The sequence below is a fragment of the Pseudomonas sp. MWU12-2319 genome (assembly GCF_023242525.1).
In the GTDB taxonomy this organism is placed as follows: domain Bacteria; phylum Pseudomonadota; class Gammaproteobacteria; order Pseudomonadales; family Pseudomonadaceae; genus Aquipseudomonas; species Aquipseudomonas gingeri_D.
In genome coordinates this window covers 47,042-69,786 of sequence record NZ_JALJES010000029.1, presented here as the reverse complement: position 1 = coordinate 69,786, position 22,745 = coordinate 47,042, and the positions used below count along the sequence as shown (strand labels likewise).

Annotated in this window: 15 protein-coding genes; 7 read left to right on the top strand and 8 right to left on the bottom strand. The window is 60.8% G+C overall.

The genetic code is table 11. The features are described 5' to 3' along the window. Positions 1–7 precede the first annotated feature (7 nt). A complete protein-coding gene (gene urtB / locus M5C01_RS31060) occupies positions 8–925 on the bottom strand; it encodes an urea ABC transporter permease subunit UrtB (RefSeq protein ID WP_177104652.1) in 918 nt (305 codons plus the stop codon). Positions 926–1,018: 93 nt separating this feature from the next. Further along, complete coding sequence (gene urtA, locus M5C01_RS31055) at positions 1,019–2,263, bottom strand: urea ABC transporter substrate-binding protein (protein WP_152742112.1); 1,245 nt, start codon at positions 2,261–2,263, stop codon at positions 1,019–1,021. 317 nt (positions 2,264–2,580) lie between these two features. Here urtA and M5C01_RS31050 point away from each other — a divergent pair, with 317 nt between their 5' ends. The 6 genes from M5C01_RS31050 to M5C01_RS31025 all read left to right on the top strand — a co-directional run bounded on the left by M5C01_RS31050 (position 2,581) and on the right by M5C01_RS31025 (position 11,110). Next, positions 2,581–5,958, top strand: coding sequence for an ATP-binding protein (locus M5C01_RS31050; RefSeq protein ID WP_178130028.1), 3,378 nt, complete (start codon positions 2,581–2,583; stop codon positions 5,956–5,958). Next, on the top strand, positions 5,933–6,619 hold the full coding sequence (locus M5C01_RS31045) for a response regulator transcription factor (RefSeq protein ID WP_152742113.1): 687 nt from the start codon (positions 5,933–5,935) through the stop codon (positions 6,617–6,619). Before M5C01_RS31050 ends, M5C01_RS31045 begins: the two co-directional genes overlap by 26 nt. Positions 6,620–6,974: 355 nt before the next feature. Further along, positions 6,975–7,322 carry a hypothetical protein gene (locus M5C01_RS31040; RefSeq protein WP_152742114.1) on the top strand — a complete coding sequence of 116 codons (348 nt, stop codon included), beginning with the start codon at positions 6,975–6,977 and terminating at the stop codon, positions 7,320–7,322. 150 nt (positions 7,323–7,472) lie between these two features. After that, a complete protein-coding gene (locus tag M5C01_RS31035; RefSeq protein WP_178130031.1) occupies positions 7,473–8,927 on the top strand; it encodes a leucine-rich repeat domain-containing protein in 1,455 nt (484 codons plus the stop codon). A gap of 479 nt (positions 8,928–9,406) precedes the next feature. Beyond that, positions 9,407–9,754 (top strand): hypothetical protein, encoded by a 348-nt coding sequence (locus M5C01_RS31030; RefSeq protein WP_152742116.1) that lies wholly within the window; start codon positions 9,407–9,409, stop codon positions 9,752–9,754. Positions 9,755–9,967: 213 nt separating this feature from the next. Then, entirely contained in the window at positions 9,968–11,110 is a 1,143-nt protein-coding gene (locus M5C01_RS31025; RefSeq protein WP_152742117.1) for a DUF3883 domain-containing protein, read from the top strand. Positions 11,111–11,295: 185 nt separating this feature from the next. Here the strand turns inward: M5C01_RS31025 and M5C01_RS31020 are convergent, their stop codons facing one another. After that, positions 11,296–11,514 (bottom strand): hypothetical protein, encoded by a 219-nt coding sequence (locus tag M5C01_RS31020; protein ID WP_152742118.1) that lies wholly within the window; start codon positions 11,512–11,514, stop codon positions 11,296–11,298. A 405-nt stretch (positions 11,515–11,919) separates the two neighbouring features. Here M5C01_RS31020 and M5C01_RS31015 point away from each other — a divergent pair, with 405 nt between their 5' ends. Continuing rightward, complete coding sequence (locus M5C01_RS31015; RefSeq protein WP_152742119.1) at positions 11,920–13,044, top strand: protein adenylyltransferase Fic; 1,125 nt, start codon at positions 11,920–11,922, stop codon at positions 13,042–13,044. A gap of 268 nt (positions 13,045–13,312) precedes the next feature. Here M5C01_RS31015 and M5C01_RS31010 read toward each other — a convergent pair whose 3' ends face one another. Genes M5C01_RS31010 through M5C01_RS30990 form a run of 5 tightly spaced genes read right to left on the bottom strand, consistent with a single transcriptional unit; the run spans position 13,313 to position 22,722 of the window. Then, on the bottom strand, positions 13,313–14,131 hold the full coding sequence (locus M5C01_RS31010; protein WP_152742120.1) for a DUF2135 domain-containing protein: 819 nt from the start codon (positions 14,129–14,131) through the stop codon (positions 13,313–13,315). Between the two features lie 3 nt (positions 14,132–14,134). Continuing rightward, positions 14,135–15,781 carry a DUF2300 domain-containing protein gene (locus tag M5C01_RS31005; RefSeq protein WP_152742121.1) on the bottom strand — a complete coding sequence of 549 codons (1,647 nt, stop codon included), beginning with the start codon at positions 15,779–15,781 and terminating at the stop codon, positions 14,135–14,137. 1 nt (position 15,782) lies between these two features. Then, positions 15,783–20,354 carry an alpha-2-macroglobulin gene (locus M5C01_RS31000; protein ID WP_152742122.1) on the bottom strand — a complete coding sequence of 1,524 codons (4,572 nt, stop codon included), beginning with the start codon at positions 20,352–20,354 and terminating at the stop codon, positions 15,783–15,785. After that, complete coding sequence (locus tag M5C01_RS30995; protein WP_177101671.1) at positions 20,351–21,001, bottom strand: DUF1175 family protein; 651 nt, start codon at positions 20,999–21,001, stop codon at positions 20,351–20,353. The genes M5C01_RS31000 and M5C01_RS30995 overlap by 4 nt, the downstream gene beginning before the upstream one ends. Beyond that, entirely contained in the window at positions 20,998–22,722 is a 1,725-nt protein-coding gene (locus M5C01_RS30990; RefSeq protein ID WP_152742124.1) for a DUF2138 domain-containing protein, read from the bottom strand. The genes M5C01_RS30995 and M5C01_RS30990 overlap by 4 nt, the downstream gene beginning before the upstream one ends. Positions 22,723–22,745: the final 23 nt, after the last annotated feature.

Sequence of the window (22,745 nt, the reverse complement as noted above, 5' to 3'; positions counted from 1 at the left end):
CTCGCCTCTACTTGCGCACTTTGATGGAGAACAGCCCTTGGGGGCGCAGCATCAGGATCAGGATGACCCCGGACAGGGTCAGCACCTTGGCCATCGAACCGCTGAGGAAAAACTCCGAGATCGATTGGGTCTGGGCAATCACGAACGCCGACGCGATGGTGCCGAACAGGCTTTGCGCACCGCCGAAGACCACCACCAGGAAGGTGTCGACGATGTACTGCGAGCCGGCGGTGGGTCCGGTGGAACCGATGGTGGTGAAGGCCGCGCCGGCCACCCCGGCGACACCGCAACCCAGGGCAAAGGTCATGCGGTCGACCTTGCGGGTATTGATGCCCACGGCCCGGCTCATCAACCGGTTCTGCACCGTGGCGCGCACATGCAGGCCCCAGCGCGAACGATAGAGCAGGACAAAAATGCCTGCCGTCAGCAGCAAGGTCAGGGCCATCATGAACAGGCCGTTGCGCGGGATTTCGATGGAGTCCGTGAGGTTGAACGACCCCATCAACCACTCCGGTGGCGTGGCACTGACTTCACGGGCGCCGAACACCGAACGGAAGGTCTGCTGCATGACCAGGGACAGGCCCCAGGTCGCCAGCAGCGTGTCCAGCGGCCGCTTGTAGAGTCGGCTGATCATCGCCCACTCCACCAGCCAGCCGATGGCGCCGGCGATCAGAAACGACAACGCGATGGCGAAGAAAAAATAGTAGGGTTGGAACGCCGGGGCGAAATGGCTGGTCAGGCTCGAACAGACATAGGTGGTGTAGGCACCGATGGTGAGGAACTCGCCGTGGGCCATATTGATGACCCCCATTTGCCCGAAGATGATCGCCAGCCCCAGCGCCATCAACAGCAGCACGCAGAACACGGACAAACCGTTGAACCCCTGCATGGCCGCGATGGCACCAAATTCCGATAGCCATTCCATGATGATGGTCTCCTGCGGTGGAAGTAAAAAAACCGCATCCCCGGCAAACCAGCCCCCTGCAGGAGCCGGCTTGCCGGCGATAGGGCCCGAACGTTATTGGTAACCTTTAGGGAACGGATTCGGCTCGATCAGACCCGACTCGTAGACCACCTTGAACTGACCATTGGGCTGCACTTCACCGATGCGGGTCTTGCTCCACAGGTGATGGTTGTCGTGCACTTTCACGTAGCCTTCAGGCGCGGTTTTCAGCTCGATGCCCGGCGAGGCCGCGACCACTTTGTCAACGTCGAAACTGCCGGCCTTCTCCACCGCTGCTTTCCACAACCACGGGCCGAGATAAGCCGCCTGGGTCACATCGCCGATCACCGCATCCTTGCCATACTTGGCCTTGAAGGCTTCGACGAAGGCCTTGTTGTTGGGGTTGTCCAGACTCTGGAAGTACTTCATCGAGGCATAGAAGCCGGCCATGTTCTCGCCGCCGATACCCAGCAGTTCGTCTTCGGTGACCGACAGGGTGAGCAAGGTCTGCTTGGAGGAATTGACGCCCGCCGCATTCAGTTGCTTGTAGAACGCCACGTTGGAACCACCGACCACGGCGGCGAACACCACGTCAGGCTTCTTCAGCTTGACCTTGTTGATCAGCGAGCCGAACTGGGTGTTGCCCAGCGGGTAGTAGTCTTCGCCGACCACGGTGCCGTGCAGCACGTTTTCAATATGCTTGCGGGCGATCTTCATCGAGGTGCGTGGCCAGATATAGTCCGAGCCCACCAGGTAGAAGGTCTTGGCACCCTTGGTCTTGGCGATCCAATCGAGGCTGGCGAGGATTTGCTGGGTGGCTTCCTGGCCGGTGTAGATCACGTTCTTCGACTGCTCCAGCCCCTCATAGAAAGTCGGGTAGTAGAGCAGGCCGTTTTCCTTCTCGAAGATCGGCAACACGGCCTTGCGCGAGGCCGAGGTCCAGCAGCCGAACACCGTCGCCACCTTGTCGTTGACCAGCAGCTTCTTGGCCTTCTCGGCGAAGGTCGGCCAGTCGGACGCGCCGTCTTCCTGGATCACCTTGATCTGCCGGCCAAGGATGCCGCCCGAAGCGTTGATCTGTTCGATGGCCAGGCGTTCGGCCTGGATCGAACCGGTTTCGGAAATCGCCATGGTGCCGGTGGCCGAGTGCAACTGGCCGACGGTGACTTCAGTCGGGGTCACGGCCAGGCCGGTGGTGTTGGCCTCGTCCGCCATCACCCCCTGGCTGAATACACTGGCGGCCAGTAACGACAGGGCCGCCGCTCCCAGCGCCAGACGGCGCGGCAACAGACCTTGGGTGCGGATCAATCGTGGTTCCATGCTGCTACTCCTCTGCGGTGGCGCTGCGGGTTCGCCTCGGGGGCGGCCAGCAACGGTGATGGCATCAGCATGGCGGCGAGGAGCGGCGGCCGGTATACGCAGCCTGACGTAAAGGCATACGTCATTTGACGTAGGGAAATTCGCACCAAGCTGGCGCAGGCTAGCGCCCCAGGCCCGTGCCACCCGACCGCCTCACGCGCAGGCACGCGCACGGGTAACCGCTGGTGTGGCCCGCCAGCCTGGGGCATGAAAATTGCTCAATTTTTCACCACTACAACACCAGGCACGGAGCGCCTTGACCGCAGGAGTCTTTCACCGTGCTACCACCCGGCACCCAGCGCATCGCCAAGATCCGTCGCGACTACAACAGCTGGGTCGCCGACGAGACCATGGAGGACTACGCCCTGCGCTACACGCCGAAGTCCTTTCGCAAGTGGTCGGAGTTGCGCATCGCCAACACCGCCCTGGGCGCGGTGTCGTTCCTCGCCCTGGAGGCAATCGGCGGAGTGCTGGCCCTGAGTTATGGTTTCACCAACACCTTCTGGGCGATTCTCGCGGTGAGCCTGGTGATCTTCTTCACCGGCCTGCCCATCAGCTACTACGCCGCCCGCTACGGCGTCGACATGGACCTGCTGACCCGCGGCGCCGGCTTCGGCTATATCGGCTCGACCATCACCTCGCTGATCTACGCCAGCTTCACCTTCCTGTTCTTCGCCCTGGAGGCGGCGATCATGGCGTTGGCCCTGGAGCTGTATTTCCATATCCCGCTGGCCTTCGCCTATGTGATCTGCTCGGTGCTGGTGATCCCGCTGGTGGCCTACGGGGTGACGCTGATCAGCCGCCTGCAACTCTGGACCCAACCGCTGTGGCTGGTGTTGCTGGTGCTGCCCTACCTGTTTGTGCTGGTGAAAAATCCCCAGGCCTTCAGCGACTGGACCAGCTTCCTCGGTCGCAGCTCCAGCGGTGGTGACTTCAATCTGCTGGAGTTTTGCGCGGCCTGTACCGTGGCTCTTTCGCTGGTGACGCAGATCGGCGAACAGGTCGACTACCTGCGCTTTCTGCCGGAGAAAACCTCGGCCAACCGCAAACGCTGGTGGGCCGCCCTGCTCTGCGCCGGCCCCGGCTGGATCATCCCCGGCGCCCTGAAAATGGCCGCTGGGGCCTTCCTGGCCTTTCTTGCCCTGCAACACGAAATCCCCATGGAGCGCGCCGCCGAACCGACGCAGATGTACCTGGTGGCTTTCCGTTATGTGTTCTCCTCGCCGGAGTGGGCACTGGGCGCGATGGTGCTGTTCGTGTTCGTCTCGCAGATGAAGATCAACCTGACCAATGCCTACGCCGGCTCCCTGGCCTGGTCGAACTTCTTCGCCCGGGTCACCCACAGTCATCCCGGCCGCGTGGTGTGGCTGGTGTTCAATGTGGCGATTGCACTGATGCTGATGGAGCTGGGGGTGTTCGATGTCATCGACCAGGTGCTCGGTCTCTACGCCAATATCGCCACCGCCTGGATTGGTTCGGTGGTCGCGGATCTGGTGATCAACAAGCCCTTGGGGCTGTCGCCGAAGCACATCGAATTCAAGCGCGCACACCTCTACGACATCAACCCGGTGGGCGTCGGCTCGATGGTGATTGCCTCGTTGCTGTCGATCCTCGCCCACTTCGGACTGTTCGGTGCCCTAGCCCAGGCCGCGCCGCCCTTTGTCGCCCTCGGTACCGCGCTGATCATGGTTCCGCTGCTGGCCTGGGCCACCGGCAGCCGCTATTACATCGCCCGCACCAGCGACCCGTTGCTGCTGCGTCCGGTGCAACCGAGTACGCAGGTCACCTGCGGTCTGTGCAGTAATCCGTTCGAAGTCGCGGACATGGCGTTCTGTCCGGCCTACAGCACGCCCATCTGCTCGCTGTGCTGTTCGCTGGATGCGCGTTGCGGCGATCGTTGCAAACCCCAGGGGCGTTTGTCCGCACAGTTCGAGTCGTTGTTGCGCTGGTTGCTGCCCAGCACTATGGTGCCGCGCCTGCATACCCGGTTGATGCATTACCTCGGTCTGCTGCTGGTACTGATCCTGATGCTCAGCGGCGCCCTTGCGCTGATCTATGGCCAGGCGTCCCAGGGGCTGCCCCATTCGGCGACTTTGTACCAGGCGTTTTTCAAGGCATTCCTGACCCTATCGATGCTGGCGGCGATCCTCGCCTGGTGGATCGTTCTGACCCGGGAAAGCCGCCATGTGGCCCAGGAAGAATCGACTCGCCAGACGCAATTACTGATGCAGGAAATCGCCGCCCACCGAGTCACCGACCAGGCCCTGCAGGATGCCAAGGAAGCCTCCGAGGCAGCCAATGCGGCCAAGAGTCGCTATATCACCGGGCTGTCCCATGAACTGCGCACGCCGCTCAACAGCATCCTCGGTTTTACCCAGAACCTGCAGCGCGACGCGGCCATGCCGGAACAGCACCAGGATGCCCTGGCGACCATTCTGCGCAGTGGTTCGCACCTGCTGTCACTGATCGACGGACTGCTCGATGTGGCCAAGATCGAGGCCGGCAAACTGCGCCTGGAACTGACGGAAATTCCTTTCCCGGAACTGATCCATGACCTGGAACTGATGTTCACTCCTCAGGCCCAGGAAAAGGGTCTGCGCTTTCGCCTGGAACTGATCGGCAAGATGCCGGCGGTGGTGCGTGGCGATGAAAAACGTGTGCGGCAGATCCTGATCAATCTGCTGGGCAATGCGGTCAACTTCACCGACAGCGGCGAGGTTTGCCTGCGGGTCAGCTACATGCGCGAAACCGCGAACTTCGAGATTATCGACACCGGTATCGGCATCGACCCCGAGCATATCGAGCGGATCTTCCAGCCGTTCGAGCGCGGCGACCTGATGCGCCAGGACAAGGGCGTCGGCCTGGGCCTGACCATCACCCGCATGCTCACCTCGCTGATGGGCGGCGAATTGCAGGTCAGGAGCCAGCAGGACAAGGGCACCTGCTTCCAGGTGCGGCTGTTTCTTTCCCAGGTGCGGGCGCCCCGAGCCGTGGTCCATGTCGAGCACGACATCATCGGCTACCAGGGACCACGACGCCGGGTGCTGGTGGTGGACGATCATGTGGACCATCGCAAAGTGCTCAACGGCATGCTCACGCCGCTGGGCTTCGAAGTGGTGCAGGCCAGCAACGGCCAGGAAGCGATTCGTCAGGTGGCGTTGCTGGGGCCGGACCTGATTCTGATGGACCTGTCGATGCCGACCATGGATGGCTGGGAAACCAGCCGCCTGATCCGCCGCAATGCGCTGTCCACGGTGCCAATCATCGTGATCTCGGCCAATGCCTTCAGCGACGAGCGCAACCTGGCCAGCGCCTGCAATGACTACCTGGCCAAACCGGTGCGCACGCCGGAGTTGCTGGAGAGGATTCAGAAGCAACTTGATCTGCATTGGGTGCGGCGTGAAAAGCCAGCGCCGGCGCCACTCCCCGAACCTTGGGTCTTACCCTCACACCCTGACCTTGTCGCCCTCGGCGAACTCAGCGCCATCGGCTATGTCCGTGGCTTGCAGGAAAAGCTCGACAGTATCCAGGCCGAGACACCCGACACGGCGGCTTTTATCGGGTCGATCCGCAAACTGCTGAAGAACTTTCGCCTGGACGAAATCAACCGCACCCTCAAGGAGGCAGAAGATGAATGCACTGACCACAGTCGCTGAACCCGGTGTCGTGCTGATTGTGGATGACACGCCGGACAATCTCGCGCTGCTCTCCGATGCGCTTAACGATGCCGGTTATATGGTGCTGGTGGCGCTGGATGGGTTGAGTGCGTTGAACCGGATCGAGCGGCGGCGCCCGGACCTGATCCTGCTGGATGCGATGATGCCGGGGCTGGATGGGTTTGAGACCTGTCGGCGGATCAAGGCGCAGCCGGAGAGTGCTGATATTCCGGTGCTGTTTATGACGGCGCTGACGGAGAGTCGGCATGTGGTTCAGGGGTTTGAGGTGGGTGGCAGTGATTATGTGACCAAGCCGATTCAGATCGATGAGGTGCTGGCTCGGGTTGCGGCGCATTTGCGTACCTCACGCACGCTGTTGTCGGCGCGGGCGGCATCACAGCCAGTGGCGGCCTTGAGCCTGAACGACGAACCGGCCAGCCAGGTGTTGTCGGCACGTTTTCAACTGACGGGGCGTGAGGTGGAAGTGCTGCGCTGGGTAGCCTGTGGAAAAACCAATCGCGATATCGGCACCATTCTGGACTTGAGCCCGCGTACGGTGAACAAGCATCTGGAGCATGTGTATATCAAGCTGGGGGTGGAGACGAGGACGGCGGCGACGTCAGTGGTGCTGTCGGCGATGACTGAGCATCGGCGGATGTAGAGGCGGCGCTTTGCGCAGTGATTTGCCAAGGCCAGCAAGACAACTCGCTTTCCTTTGAGTGAAGTTTCCTAGAAAATATTGACCGCTTGCGCCTGCTAATTTCGATGACTAGTCTTCAATTCGTCACTGCCTATTCAGTGATCGGGTTTAGTCGCCCGGGATAGATTGGCGCACAGCGCCCCCTTGGAATGAGGCGTTTTTTATTGCCTACATTTTATGGTGGCTGTGCGCAGGGCACCCTCGTGGTGCGCCGGTTTCTCCAATCTTCCGGTCGACTAACCTGTGCACAGCTGCCACCCACAATCGTTTAGTCGCGACGGCGTGGTGGCTCCAACCGCCAGATTGGAGATTTACCATGTACAAAGTCACACCCAACCCACCGGGAACCTCCGGTGTCGAAAGCATTGACCCCCAAGCCGCTGATCGCGCCTTGGCGTACTACATACTGCCTCAAGGCGGCGGTCCAAAACGCCCTGGTATCGTAGGAACACAAGAGAGAGCCTCTACCCCGCAAAGCCGAGAAGAAGCCCTCGTCAACGCCAGCTCAATCCTGGACTCCGCTGCCGCCACCGCCTATGAAAATGCCGACAACCTCACGGGTGCGAACCGAAAGGTGGCGATGGGCGTCGTGCATCTGATCGAGTTGGCTCAACGGCAGGTGGATTCAGTGATTGAAGAACAGCCTGCTGGGGTCACAAACTGACGGAAAGCAGCGCGGCATAAAGGGGAGCCTGCTCCCCTTTTTTCACGCATGCCTCTGGACACTTGGCTGACTTCACTGGCTAATACCTCCATCAATCCTTTCGGCTCACTCACTTCGGACTCGTCAATAGTGCTGAACCGCAACGCCCTGATGGCCCAACTCTCTGCCACACCCGATGACATTGCAGCGCGCGCTTCGCTCTATCGCGATTTACTCGACACCGGCGAGGCTTCACTGGATGGAGTACGAGTCGCTGCCGGCCTGTGCGATCCGGCTGCTATCGCAGTTGTTGCGCAGTTGAACACCACCGCGCATACCAATCGCCCCAAGGCACTGTTATCGCAGCTTCGTGGACTGCCCATAGACCATGTGGAGTTGGATAACGCCGAGCCTGACTGGCTTGATGCCCTGGCAGAGCCGCCACTGCGTACGCTGGTACTCAACAGCCCGAAATTCAGCTTCGATCAGACTGTATGGCAACGTTTGCCAGCCGTTGCCCTCGAGACATTGGAAATCAGTGGCTTTTCGCGCGATGACAACGCCAGCAGCCTCCCGTCACTCGAACGGTTGCGCCGGCTGAAGTTGGAAACCTACGGCGAAGACTTCGACGACCGTTTCCTCCACCAACTCGGCAGTGGCGCGCTGCAGGAGTTATCGTTGAACCGTTGTGATGAGGTCACCGACGACGGCCTGCTCGGACTGTCACGACTCAAGTTGCGTTCACTCACATTCGAACGCGCAGGGGAACTCACTTCACGTGGAATGCGGCACTTGGGTCATAATCCACTCGAACAGCTATCGCTCGGCTGGAATGGCGCAATCCTGAAGGAGCCTTCCTGGCTCTACGAACTGACGGCCTTGCGCTCGCTGAGCCTCGATTACTGTTACGCAACCGACGCCATGCTCCACGCCATCCGGGACCTGCCGATCGAACGGCTTTCGCTGCAATCTTCGTATATCGGCGAGGACGACATCGCGGAGCTGGAAGGCATGCCACTCGCCGATCTGGATCTCAAATCTTCACAGCAAATGATCGAGCGGCTCGATGTGCTGCACGCGTTTCCACTGAAGCGCCTGGGGCTCTCCGATGTGCAAGGCATCGACGCGCATACATTGTCAGACCTGCGTGGTCTGGAGCTGGAATCGCTGGACCTTTCATTGAACGACATCACCGGGAAGGAACTGAAACAACTGGCCGGTCTGCCGCTGAAGCGGCTTAATCTCAGTTTTTGTCACGGCATTGACGGCAAGGCTTTGCGAATGCTCGTCGAATTGGGATTGCCGTTGGAGCAACTGGAGATAAGCGGTCTGGATCTACGCGACGCCGACTTGGCCTACCTGCGCGATCTGCCGCTGTGGCGCCTCGGGCTGTATGAAAGTCCTTGGCTCACTGACGCCGGAGTCGCCCACCTGGCGCATTTGCCACTGCGAGATCTGACACTCGCGGCGGGTCCGGGGGAATCGCAGCTCACTTCAGCCGTGGTGCCCGTGTTGGAGCAGTTGCCGCTACAAAAATTGTGGTTGCCGAACTGCTTCGGGATCAGCGCAGAGGGGTGGGATCGCTTGGCCAGATTGTCGGCTCGCGTGACGGGGCCCGGTATTTGACAGGTCGTGGAAATCCACATAACCACTGAGTCGTATCAGTCCTAAGTAACTGGAAAATCGAGGACCCCGCAGGAGAATTCGCGCTCCCGGCCAACAGCCCTTTCAGCGTTTTAACACCGTCAAATCAGCTGCGTTTTTTCAGTGATCTTGCAGTGCCAGCAAGACAACTCACTTTCCTTTGAATGAAGTTTCCTAGAAAATCCTGAGCGCTTGTGCCTGCCAATTTCGCTGGCTAGTCTTCAGTCCGTCACTGCATATCAGTGATCGGGTTTGGTAGCCCGGTATAGATTGGCGCACAGCGCCCCCTTGGAATGAGGCGTTTTTTATTGCCTGCATTTTATGGTGGCTGTGCGCAGGGCACCTTCGGGCGCGCCGGGTTCTCCAATCTTCCGGTCTACCAACCTGTGTACAGCCGCCACCTTCAAATCGTTTGGTAGCGATACTGGTGACGGCTCCATCCGTGAGATTGGAGATTTGCCATGTACAAAGTCACACCCAACCCACCGGGAACCTCCGGAATCGAAAGCATTGACCCCCAAGCCGCTGATCGCGCCTTGGCGTACTACATACTGCCTCAGGGCGGCGGTCCAAAACGCCCTGGTATCGCAGGAACACAAGACAACGCCTCTGCCCCGCAAAGCCGAGAAGAAGCCCTCGTTAACGCCAGTTCAATATTGGACTCCGCTGCCGCCACCGCCTATGAAAATGCCGACAACCTCACGGGTGCGAACCGCAAGGTGGCGATGGGTGTGGTGCATCTGATTGAGTTGGCTCAACGACAAGTTGATTCCGTGATTGAGGACCAGTCCGCTGGGATAACAAACTGACAGGTACAAGCCCAGTGCGATTTAGGGGGGAGCTGTGCTCCCCTTTTTACTGACGACTAGAAAGCTCTCCCCATCAGGTGCTCGTAAGATTTTTCGTCGAGCCAACAGGATATTTTTCCTTCTCTGGACAGCCATTTCTAAGACTTCGCTTTTTATGTGAGACTCTCCTGCAAATTCACAGGATTTGACTTACATAGTGGCGCATGACGCGAAATGAATGATCTCTCCAGACTGCAAAGCCCTGCCGCCGTCCAAGCCGCCTTTGACGAGTTTTCAACCCTGGGACGCTCTGCCTTTCTGAAGCGGTATGGCTTCGGAAAATCGAGGTACTTCCTGGTACGCAATCCGCGAAATGGCGAACAGTGCGATATCAAAGCCGTTGTGGCGGTTGCCTACGGAGTGCAATTCCCATCTGACGGCCCACTGAGCGCGACAGCGCTTGTGGAAAACGAAGCGACCGTCGCGGCCAAATTGCAGTCGCTCGGCCTCGAGGTGATCCGAATCGGAGAGGACTGGTCCCAGGACGAAGTCGATGCGACCGTAGCCGACTACTTTGAGATGCTGCGGCTTGAAGCTGAACAGCGCCCCTACAATAAAACCGAACACAACAGCGCATTGCGCACCCGCCTCAACGGACGAAGCAAAGGTTCGGTGGAGCTCAAGCATTCGAACATCAGCGCCATTTTGGCCGGTCTGGAATTGCCATTTATTCAGGGCTACAAGCCCCGAGGCAACAGCCAGCTTTTGCTGCGTCAAGCGGTTCAGGCCTATGTCACAGACAACCGCAGCGTCATGCACAAAGTTGTTGATGCACTGGAGGAAGTGAAGGCGCCCGGGGAAAAGACCTACACCGGCACCGTGCTGGTGGATGCGCCCAAGAAGGAAGCTTTACTTCAGGCATCCGAAGCCGCATCGCGCATCCGCATACCCCGTAAGCTCAATTTCGCGGCACGTGACGAAGCCAACCGACAACTGGGTCGCAGCGGAGAAGAATGGGTCATCGGCTACGAGCACCAGCGATTGCAGGAAGCTGGCTACCCGGATCTGATTCAGCAACTGGAATGGATATCGGACACCCGAGGCGACGGTGCCGGGTTCGATATTTTGTCGTTCGATACACCGGTGGACCATCGGTACATCGAAGTCAAAACCACCAACAATGGAATAGCGGCGCCCTTCATCATCAGCCACAACGAGTTGCAGTTCTCAAAAGAGATGGATCAACAGTTCTTTCTCTACCGGGTGTTTGAGCTGCGCAACGCGCCCAAGCTCTTCATTCTGCGCGGGGATCTGTCGGATCAGTTGTACCTGAAGCCTTTGGATTTCAGGGCGAGCTTTCGAAACTACGTTGGCTGAATTTTCAGCCAGCCAATAGTATTGAGTCGATTATCAAGCGGCACCGGCAATGACTTCCATGGTGACTTCCATGGTGACTTCCATGGTGACTTCCATGGTGACAAAGCCTATCCCTTGTCCCCGAGCAAGCAACACAAACCGCGAGGCATTTCCCTCGACTTCCGCAGTCGCCTATCAAGCCCCGACTACTCGGGGCCGATGGGTGGCCTACTTAAAAAGCTCAAGTCATCAGTGCCGCTCTCTTGGGACAGATGGGCTATGCCTTTAGAACGGGCAACGACTCCCAATGCCTGGGAGACGTAAACCGAATCGCCCGTTTCGAAAGCATCCACCATAAAAATAGCAATCGATTCCGGGTCTTCTAGCGCCGAGGCAGGATCGTAGTTATAGAGGGATTCGTTCATTTCAGACTCCGCCAGACCTCGCTCACAGCTAGTGGCAACGCTGAATGTGGCATCGCAATCGCCAGCAAGCCTGCTCCTACACAGATCCGTTTTCCACAGGTAGGGTGGTGTTTTGCCTTGGGCACGCATCGTTAACCATTGCACCGAGGTTGTCTGTCACCTAGCGTCCTCGTTGAGCATCAGCATTTGGGACCAACCAAGAACGAAATCTCTGACATGTCGCTAAAACTCGATTTCAGCGACACGTTCTGCTCTCATGTCGTCGCCAGCGACATATCACGATAACGTGTCGCTGAAATTGAAAAACAGCGACACGTTCAGGTGACCGGCATACACTGCCTCAACGAATTCAAGCGCGCTGCTGCCCTTCACAAACCAAGCAGCGCAAGGATCAGGATCGCCTCCATGACTGAAGCCCCTCTCCCATGGCAAGCCGACAGGCCCTATAACCAGCTTCCTCTGCTGCCTCCCAACGCCATAGAACTGGAAACCCGCGCCGTCCTCAAGCGTTGTATCGAAGCCCGCACCGCGCTGGCCGAGTTGAAGCAGGCGGCCGAACTACTCCCCAACCAGACAGTGCTGATCAACACCATCCCACTGCTGGAAGCCAAGGACAGTTCGGAAATCGAAAGCATCGTCACCACCACGGACAAGCTTTTCCAATACGCCCAGGACACCGAAAACCATGCCGACCCCGCCACCAAGGAAGCCTTGCGCTACCGCACGGCGCTGCATCAGGGTTTTCAGTCTTTGGCGCAGCGTCCGTTATCCACAGGCACAGCAGTAGAAGTATGTCGCACGCTCAAGGGGGTAAACCTGGATATCCGGCGTACTCCAGGCACCCAGCTCGCCAATGACCGCACGGGTGAAGTGATCTACACACCACCGGAGGGCGAAGCGCATCTGCGCGATCTGCTCGCCAACTGGGAACGTTTTCTGCACAACGAAACCGAGTTGGACCCTCTCGTGCGCATGGCGGTGGGGCATTATCAGTTTGAAGCCATTCACCCGTTTATCGACGGCAATGGCCGGACCGGGCGAGTGCTCAATACCTTGTTTCTGATCGAGGAAGGCTTGCTGAACTTGCCCATCCTCTACCTCAGCCGCTACATCATTGCCCATCGCGCCGATTACTACCGGCTGCTGCTGGAAGTGACCCGCGAACGAGCCTGGGAACCCTGGCTGCTGTATATGCTGAATGCCGTCGAAGAAACGGCCCGCTGGACAACCGCCAAGATCGCGGCCATTCGGGCACTGTCCGAGCACACCCTGCAATTTGTGCGCGAGCGGCTACCGAGGACCTACTCCCGCGAATTGGTGGATGTGATCTTCGAACAGCCCTATTGCCGTATCAACAACGTCGTAGAGAAACAGATCGCTCAACGCCAAGCTGCTTCGCGGTATCTCAAGGAACTGGTTTCCATCGAGGTGCTGAAGGAGGTTCAAGTGGGCAAGGAAAAGCTGTTTATCCATCCCAAGCTGATGCAGTTGCTCATTCGAGACAGCAATGTATTCGAGCTCTACGCCTAAGGATGCGGAGGCTGAAATTGCCCAATAGCTTGTTGGACCCATTTCCATGGCGATTTTTCGATGCCTTACCCCTCTCGTGTCGCTGAAACTCAATTAGGGCGACACGTTATTGGGTCATGTCGTCGCCAGCGACATATCATCAGAACATGTCGCCAAAACTTGATTTCAGCGACACGTTCCTCCCTCATGTCGCCGTCAGCGACATATCCTCACCACGTGTCGTCAAAACCGCAAAACAGCGACACGTTAGGCCAGGACCTGGGCATTCTCAGGGATAACTAAACCGCCTCGCCAACGTCAGCTCCCCCGGTGCTCGCATCGGCACAATGAACGACTCCATCTTCTCGTTCACCGTCCCCTCCTCCGTAATCACCGTGACCTTCGCCGTGGTCAGAGGCTGCACGGCATTTTCCTGCCCGCCGCTCTCGTCATCGTCACTGCGATAACCGCCACCGAAGTAGTTCACATAGATCAGGTACTGGCCCTTGATCGGTGCGGGCATGGAGAAGATCTCCGGGCCGTAACCCGTGGTCACATCCACATCCAACGCCGCACCATTCGGAGCGACCCGATCGCCGTACCAGATATGCGCGCCATCCGGCGTCACCACATGCAGGTCCAGGTCAGTGCCGTCGGTGTCCCACGACAACAAAATCCGCAACTTGGCCGGCGTAGCACCACCGCCCACATTCAGAAACTGCACGCGCTTACGCTGCTGCCCATCCGGGCTACGTACTTCAACGCTGTTGCTCCCAGTGGGAAACGAAAACGGCCGATCAAAATTCCCCGACTCATCGATCTTCAACGGCATGCTCACGCCATTGATGATCAGGTTCCCTGGCACCCTGGCGCTCTTCGGCGCGCCCTTGATCTGGCCCATGATCCGCGCCGTATCCGCCTGGCCCGCCGGGGTATTGACCGACGAGGCCGGGTAGTTGACGGTCTGGCGGAAGTGTTCGCCGTCCGGTGAGCCGGCGTGCCAGCCGCCCTTGGGGGTGTCGAGCTGGATGCCGCTGTCGGCATGGGCCACGTTCAGCACAACCAGGGCGCTGAGGAACAGGATTACGGTGGAGATGCGCAATTTCATGGCCTATTCCAGTAACAGGTGACGGGCAAGCCCTTCGACGTAATCTTCGTCCTGGCCATTCGGATGAGCTTCGAACGCCAGGTGCAGGTATTCATGGGTCAGGTCGAGGCGATCCTGTTGGGTCAGTACGCCTCGCACGTAGATGCGCTGGCGTTCACGGTCGACATAAGGCCGGCCGTAGGACACCCGGCAGACCGCAAACTGGCTCAATTCGTTATAGCCGACTTCCTGGTCCAGACGCTGACGCCACACGCGACGCTGTTTGAGCAGCCATTCCTGCGCTGCCGGCAACGGCTCGCACGAAGCCACCGGGTTGTCCCAGCGGCTCAAACTCGCACGTGGGTAAGCGTGCTGGAGAATCTGGTCGTAACGCTCGCCGCCGTTGGCCTGTTCCACTGCCTGTTGCCAGGACAGCTTGTCCGGGCCGGCTTGATCCGAGTGGTAGGTCACCGGGCTGCCCGCCAGCACCAGGTCGCTGGTCCAGGCCGCGATGCCCCGAGCTTCGGCAGTGGCCGGACGTGGTGCAACACGCTGACGGCCGCTGCTGTCGTCAATGCTCAGACAATCGCCACTACGGCCAGCGTTCTGCAACAGGTAGGTGCGAATCGCCACGGCCAGGGCCTTGGCGGCTTCGACCGGTTCAGTCTTGGCTTCGCGTTGCAGAACGCGGGCGACGTATTCCTCGCGATCCAGCCGGGCCACCAGTTGCGGTTGACCGGCGTTCTGCAGCAGGAAGAGTTCGCCCGCGCTTTCGATCTCCAACTGATTGCCATTGGCGAAATCGACCCGGTAGTGACCTTGCAAGGCTCCGCTGGGAGCGGCTTGGCCGTCGGCGCGGGTGACGCCTTTCAGCGGATAACGAGAGAACAGATCGACCTGCACGCAACGCCCGGCATCCTCGGACGACGGCGACGGCAAGAAGCCGCCCAGCACATCCGAATAGTGTCGAAGCACCATCTGGCTGGTGCCGCGACCACCCACCCAAAGCGGCGTACCGTCTTCCAGCCAACCGGCAAAACCGCCCTGCCGTGACTGCGAATCCTGATCGCCGAGCCAGCTCCAGGTCTTGACCCGCACACGCCCGCCCAGCAGCCCCACCGCCTGGCCGTCAGCAGCATTGAGCACCACGTCCAGCAGCAGTTTGCGCGCAGTCCCCTGAGCCGGCAGCGTGCGTAACGCTTCCAGCAGTTGCACCACGGGCACTCGGGTTTGCGGTTGCAGTTGGTTGAAACTCAGTAGCCAACTAGGCGCCTGACGTGCCTGCCAGTAGCCGCGCCATTGGCCGTCATCGATCTTCAAACGCTTGGGATCAAAGTACAAACCACAGGAGCGGACCAACGCAGCATCCCGGGCAATGCTGCCGCCCGGGGTGCAGCAATAGACTTCCTCGTGATCCTGACCGTGACAATCGTAGGCCGGCTCCTGCTGGTTGGTGTCCACCAACCAGGCATAGACGAAGAGTTTCCACAGGCTGCCCAGCGGCGTTTGCAGATCCGCCGGCAACGGCTCGCGGTTGAGCACCTGGGTGGTGTTCAACTGCACCAGCTCATAACCGTCGGCGGTTTTCCAGGCCAGGCGCAAGGGCGCTTCCTCTGCCGTCGCCAGCAGAGGAACGATGCACAACAGTAACCAGGCCAGTGGGCGGGTCATGTCATTCGACCGTGATCTGCCCAAGGGCCGGCTTCTGTTCCTGGGCCTGATGCTCTGGCGCATAGATCTGGCTGAAACGCGCCGGCGGCAGCTTGAACTGGCCCTTCTGCGAGAAGCGGATCAGGTGGCGCAGACGTACTTCACCATTGAGGCTGTTGACCGGCACACCGTAGGCCATCTGCCCCGGTTCGAAGTGCGCCTTCTCCAGCGGCGTCGCTTCAGCACCGGCCAACCCGGCAAGGTTGACACCCCAGGTGGTGCGTTCAACGTCCGCACCCGGCGGCAACGGCACTTCCAGCATGCCGTAGCGCAGCGGTTTGGGGCTCTTGGTGGTGAGGATCACTTCGTCCAGATAGAGACTGTCGCTGGACAACGGTTTGTCGCCCACGGCCTTGAGGCTGAAGGTGTAGGCGTCATCGCCCGGCACCAGTTCCAGCAGGCGGCGCTTGATCTGCACCGGCAGGTCGTCCGGGACTTTCTGCTGGCTGAGGTAGCTCAGTTTGGCCCGCAATGGACGCTCCTGTGCACCGCTCACGGTCAGCACGCTCGGGATACCCGCGCCCTGCCATTGCCAGTAGTTTTCACCGGTACCGCCCTGACGCGCTTGCCAGCCTTCGCCCGGGATCAGGTTGACCATTTTCGAGGTCTGCTCGACGCTGCGTTGCAGCCAGGTCAGGGCCAGGGCGCGTTCCAGGGTCGATTGCTGCGGCAACAGGCGCTGCAACAGGTCCTGGGCCAGGTCGGCGTTGAACGGTTTGATCGACAGGTTCAAGGCGCTGGCGAACGGTTGCGAGCTGGCACCGAGGCGCTGTTCCGCCGCGGGCAGTTGTTTGCTGAAGGCATCCGGCAAGGCAACTTTGCTCTGGCGGGCCAGGGCTGCGGTCAGCACTCGCGCACTGGCCAGGCCCAGGGCCGAATCCGGTGCGCTCATGATCACGCTGTCCTGGCCATCGTCCATCAGGTTGGCGTCGGCGCCCTCGCCGGCTTTCGCCAGTTCGTCCATCAGGCCGCTCAGCAGGGTGCTCACCGGCAACTGCATGTCCTTGGCGAACGACAGTACCAGCGCCCGTTGCAGCAACGGCGTGACCGAAGCCTGTTTGCCGTAGACATCCAGCACCCGCTGCCAGTGATCCGGCGGCAAGCTGATACCCAGCGCCTTGCTGGCATGCCAGTCGGCGTAATAGGCGTAACCGGTCAGGAAAGCATCCGGTGTGACATCTTCACCCCACCAGGTAAACCAGGCATCCGGGCCAGCCATCGAGACCAGGCGCAGGCGGCTGTTCTGCATGATCAGGCGCAGACGGTCGCGGACCTGGGCGTTGGCCGACAGCGCCGGGTAGGCGATGCTCAACGGCAGCAACTGGCTGGCGGTCTGTTCGACGCCGCCATAGGGGTAGCTGAGCAGATCATCGAGGTTGGCGCGGAACAGCGCTTGCGGGCTGTCGTCGAGGCGCAGGCGAATATCGCTGGCGTCCGCCGGCAGGTTCAGCGGGGTGTCGCCGCTGGCCACGCTGAGGCTCTGGCTTTGTGTCACTTGCCAGCCATCACCCACTGCACTCAAGCGCACCGCCAGGGCATCCTGGGGCTTGCCATCCTGTTGCAGCTCGGCACTCCAGTCGCCACTGCTCAATGGGGTCGCCGGCAGCGGGATGTAGTTGATGCCTTTGTTCAGGGACAGCGGCAGGCGCTGTTCCTGGCCAGCATAACGAATCACCAGTTCGGTCTTGACCGGTTTGTCGGCCTGGCTGAAAGCGAACAGGCCAAGCTTCGGCTGGTCGCCAGTGCGGAAGTGGGTCGGGCCGCTCCATTTCAGGTACAGCGGTTTGTCGGAACGGATGAACTGGTTCTTCTGCCCCACCTGCCCGGCATCAGCAATGGCCCGGGCGGTGATGCGCCAGCGGGTCAGGGAGTCCGGCATGCGGAAGGTGAAACGCACCTTGCCGTTGGCGTCGGTCACCAGCTCCGGCTGCCAGGCGGCGGTGTCGACGTCTTCACGACGCGGCCGCTCCAGCACTTTCACGCCACGCTCGCTGCGGTTGGCCTTGCCCGGCGCGCCAGGGCTGCCCGGCAATGCCACGTCGTAGCTGATAAACGACAGGCTGGCGCTGGTGCGCACGTTGTTGCGCCGTGGGTGGTAGAAGAACTGGTCGATGCTCGGCGCCACTTCCGGTTGCAGCGCGTAGATCATTTCATCCACCACGCTGACGGTCAGGTGCGCCGGGATCGGCTTGCCGGCGAACTGGGTGGTCAGGTCCACCGAGACGGTGTCGCCCGGTTGGTAGCTGTCCTTGTCCGTGGCGATGGCCACATCGATCTGCGGCGTGGTGACCTTGAGGCCGGCGTTCTGGAAGCTGTATTCGCCGCCCTTGGTGTAGAGCACCGAGAAGGTCAGGTTGGGGGCGTAGTTGTCCTTCACCGGAATCCGCGCACGGTATTGGGTGTCGCTGATTTTTTCCAGGCGCAACCAGTCACCGCCTTTGGACAACAATGCGGTGGACTCGACCTTGTCGCGTTCCAGGGACAGCAGCGCATCGCTGACCGGTTCCGGGAAGGTGATCAGCGCCAGGGCTTCGTCGCCGGTCTGGTACTCGGGTTTGTCGAGAAGGATTTCCACGGTGCCGGGCACGGCTTTCACGCCATCGCCGGTCACCGAATGGCCGGTGGCGCCGAGGATGCGTTCGTGATCGTCCTTGAGCGACAGGTTGTAAGTGCCGGGACGGTCGAAGGTGACGCTGAAGCCTTTGTCAGCGGCGCCAAGTTTGCCGCCTCCGGTGGACTGGTCTTCCAGGCGGACCCAGCTATAGGTGCTCGGCGTGCCGGCGTTTGGCTGAGCGACGGTGGATTCGCTGGCGTAGCCGAACGCGACCTTCTCGCCGGTTGCACTGAAACGCTGCGGTGCCGACAGGCGATAGCGCGCCGCGCCACGCTCGATGAGGATTTCCTTGGTGGTCTTGACCCGATACGCCGCGCCATCGCTGGCGAATACGGTGAGCATGTAGCGGCTCGGTTTTTCCGCCGCCGGCAGGTCAAGCACGGCCTGGCCCTTGTCGTCGGTGGTCAGCTCGGCGCTGGTCAGTTCAACCGGGAATTGCCCGAGGTATTGCAGCTCGTTGTCGACCATGGACAGTTGCTGGGCACGCAGGCTCAGTTGCACACGGGCATCGGCCACTGGCTTGCCGTCCGGGTAGAGCAGCAGCAATTTGCCCTTGATCGGCTCGCCGGTACGGAAGTCCTGCTTGGCCAGGTCCATGGAGATTTCAAAGTGCGGCTTGATGTACTCGGCGACGCGGAAGGCGCTGCTGTAGGTCTGGTCGCGGTAGTTGAAACGCAACTCGTAACCGCCGGCCACAGCGTTGTCCGGCAGTTGGAAGCGGCCTTGGGTACCGGACTTGGCGTCCAGGTTCAAGTCCAGGGTCTGCAGTGTGGTGCCAGTGGCATCCAGCACGCTGACGCGTACCGGGGCGGTGGTCGGGTTGACCGAGTCGCGGGCGTTCTTGAATTCGCGGCCGACGATCTTCAGCGATACCCAATCACCCGGCCGGTACAGCGGCCGGTCGGTGAAGGCGTAGAGCTTGGTGTCGTAGATTTCGCTGTCGTAGTAGAAGTTCTCGGAGACGAACACACCGCCTTCGTCGTCCTCGCCGATCATGAACGAGCGCTCCGGGCTGACGTGCTTGAGGCGCAGCAGGCCATCGGCATCGGTCTCGCCACTGCTCATCACGCCCAGGCCGTCGGTCCACAGCACTTTGACCTTGGGCACCGAGCTGCCTTCATGCTTGCGCGCGGCCCACACCACCAACTCGTCGCCAGCAATCTTGCTCACGGCCACGGTGTTGGAGACGAACACCACGGTGGTCGCACGGTATTTGCCGATCAGCGCTTCCACCAGGTACAGGCCCGGCTTGAGTTTGCCCAGCGGGATATAGACGTTGCCAGGCGCGACGCTGATGAACTGGCTGGAGGAACCGGCCAGGTCGACGCCCTTCGGCGGCTGGATCGGCTTGGCATCCCACAGCGGGTAGCGGAACTGGCTGACCAGCGGCAGGCCCGGCAGTGGCGCATATTGCGGATGGTTGTCATACGGGGTCGGCGCAGCGATGGCCTGGCCCATTTTCAGTTCCGGCACTTCCTCGGTCACTTGCTTGCGCGACTCGTAGGAGAACGCCCGCTGCATCACCCGACGGGATTTGCGGTACCAGTTATCCCACAGGTAAGCCAGGGTGTTGGACAGCCCTTCGCCCTTGAACTGGCCGTCACTGACCACCCGGTGCAGGTTCTTCTGGCGCTTGAGGAATTCCAGCGGCTGGTCGATGCGGTACACGCGGATATCCGCGCCGCCGTAGGGCTCCATGCGGAAACGCCGGTAGTCGCGGCCCGGTGCTTCGAGGCGGACCAGGGCCTGCTCGTCGCTGGCGAAGCTGCTGTCGGCCAGCAGGAAGAAACTCTCGCCGGACACCGGCGTGTAGTTGCTCGGCGGCACGGAATCATCGGCGGCGCCGGCGACAACCGGCAGCAGCACGGCCAGGGCGAAAACCATTCGGGAAAACAGACGCTTCATGGGAGACCCGTTCATCGAGAGAGGAAGTTCAGCCGGTAGACGCCGATGAAGTTGGGGTTCGTTGCATCGGGTATCCATCGGGTGTCCTTCCATGTCATGAGTTGCTGCACGCTGGCGGAGCGCATGCCGTTATCGGTGGGGGTGGTGGTGCCGGTGTGATAGGCGATGTTGCGGCCCATCCAGATCATCAGGTGCTGGTCGTCGCCCTGGTCGAAGAACAGCAGGTCACCGGGCCGCGCCTGGTTGAGGTCGCGGCTGACCAGTTGGCTGTTGAACTGGATCAGCTTGATCGCATTGACGTAGGGCCCGACCTTGCCGCCGCCCTGCTGCCATTGCTGGGCCAGGTTGCGCTGGCCCTCGCTCAGGACCAGTTCGGGCGGCAGGTAGCGGTTGGACAGGCCATTGGCCCGCAACCATTTGTCGTCATGGGTTTTCAGCGCTTCGTTGGCGGCGAAGCGCACCAGGCCGGCGCAGTCCTGCTGGTACCAGCGCGGGCTCGGGCCCTGGGTCAGTTGCTCCTGGGCGATGCGCACGAACCAGGCGCGGAACACCTGGGACTGCTCGACATCCAGGGGCGGTGTTTCGAGGGCGAACGCGGGCGCACTGAACGCGGTGTTCAGTAGTACCGCCAGCAAGCCCAACCTCTTGAACAGAGGAATCACATTGCACGCCATTGCAAAGGCAACCACTGCCAGTGGCCATCCGGCTCACTGCCTTCCGGCAGGGTCAGGGCATACTTACCGAAACCGGCGAGCTTTTGCAGCTTGGGAATCAGGTGGGTCTGGGCGGCGTTGCGGAACACGGGCTCCATGTCCTGGGGCAGGCTGTCGAGGGTTTCCTGTTGCATCAGTTGCGCCAGGGAATCCGGGCCGAGGTAGACCGGCATCAGCACATCCTTGGGCAGCACGTCGGCCAGCGGCGGGAAGTGCTTGTCGAGGGTGCCGAGGGCCTTGTCCACCAGCTTGTCGTCCAGGGAGAACAGCAAGGTCGAACCGTGTCGCGCCAGGCTTACGCGGAAGAAACCCTTGCCGGTGATGGCGTCGGGGTTCTCGGCTTCCTTGGCGGCGTACTGGCCGAAGCTCGAACTGACCTGGCGCTTCCACTCATGGACGCCGTCTTTCTGTTGCTCAGCGATAGGGAACAGACCGCCGTCGACATTGCTTTCCTTGCTCCCGACCATGGAGCCGAAGAGTTTGCCCAGGTCGGCGTCGAGGCTGTCGTTGTCCTTGGTCAGGTTGGCCACCAGCAACGGCGTATAGAGGCGCGAGTCGGCGTACCAGCAGAGTCCGGCGGCACCGCTCATGTGTTCGGTGAGTTTCTTCGCGGTGGCCTCGTCGGCGCCGAGCTTGACCAGCAGCGGTTGCTGCTGCTCGGCGGCCAGTGGCAGGGCAACGCAGGCGCTGGCGCCTACCGGCATGGCTTGCCAGATCGGCTTGAAATCGAAGTCGGCGGCTTTGTCCTGCTCATCCAGGGCGAGAAAGCTGTGCCAGCCCTTGTCGTCCATATCCAGGCGCAGGCCGGCGAAGTTGGGGATAAAGCGCTGGTAACCCATGGCCAGGACGCTGGACGCAATCGAGATGCGCTGCTTCACGACCGTTTCGCGGGGCTTGAGACCGAAGGCTTCGGGGAACAGTTTGTCGCCATTGAGCAACGCCGCCAGGGCCTGGGTCGAAACCTCGCCCGGCGCCACTTCGCTGTCGTCGCTGGTTTGCTCATAGAGCCTGTCCGGGTTGGACAGCACCACCAGTTTGTCGCCACGGGAGGCGAACAACAGGGCTTTGCTGGCGTTGTAGGCCAGGCGATAGAGCGGCACGCTGTCGCCGCCGACTTTCACTTCGCCGACCTTGGTCAGTTGGGTGTCGTCCAGGGCGACATGGGCCAGGGGCTCAAGCAGTTTGGCCAGGCCGCCGCGGTCCATCACCAGCAGGAAGTCCTTGAGCCGACCATCGGCACCGCGCCACAGGGCGATATCCGCCGGCTGGTCGAAGAGTTGCTCGATCAGGTTGTCCTGCAGCTTGAGGTCATGCTCGTAGATGATCCGCCGCAGACTGCCGATCAGGCCGAGACGGTCGCCGTGGGTTTCGTAGTAGAAAACGAAATCCTCGGTCAGGGTGTCGCGCAGGAACGGCACGCTGAGCAGGTCCTTGGGCAACTGGCTCAGCGACGCGGTTTCCAGCAGCGCATCCGGGCGACTGACGCCGAGCTTTTCCAGGGCCAGTTCCGGCGCCGGGGCGGCCGGCTTGTGGTGGAAAAACCAGCCCAGGCCGCCCGCCACCGTACCGGCCACGCAAAGCCCGAGCACAAGGCCCAGCCAACGGCGCGAGCCGGTAGGTTGAGGGGCAGCCGGTACAGCGGTGTCCGGGGAAGCTGTGTTATCGCTCATGTTTGCAAAGCCCATTCATCCGT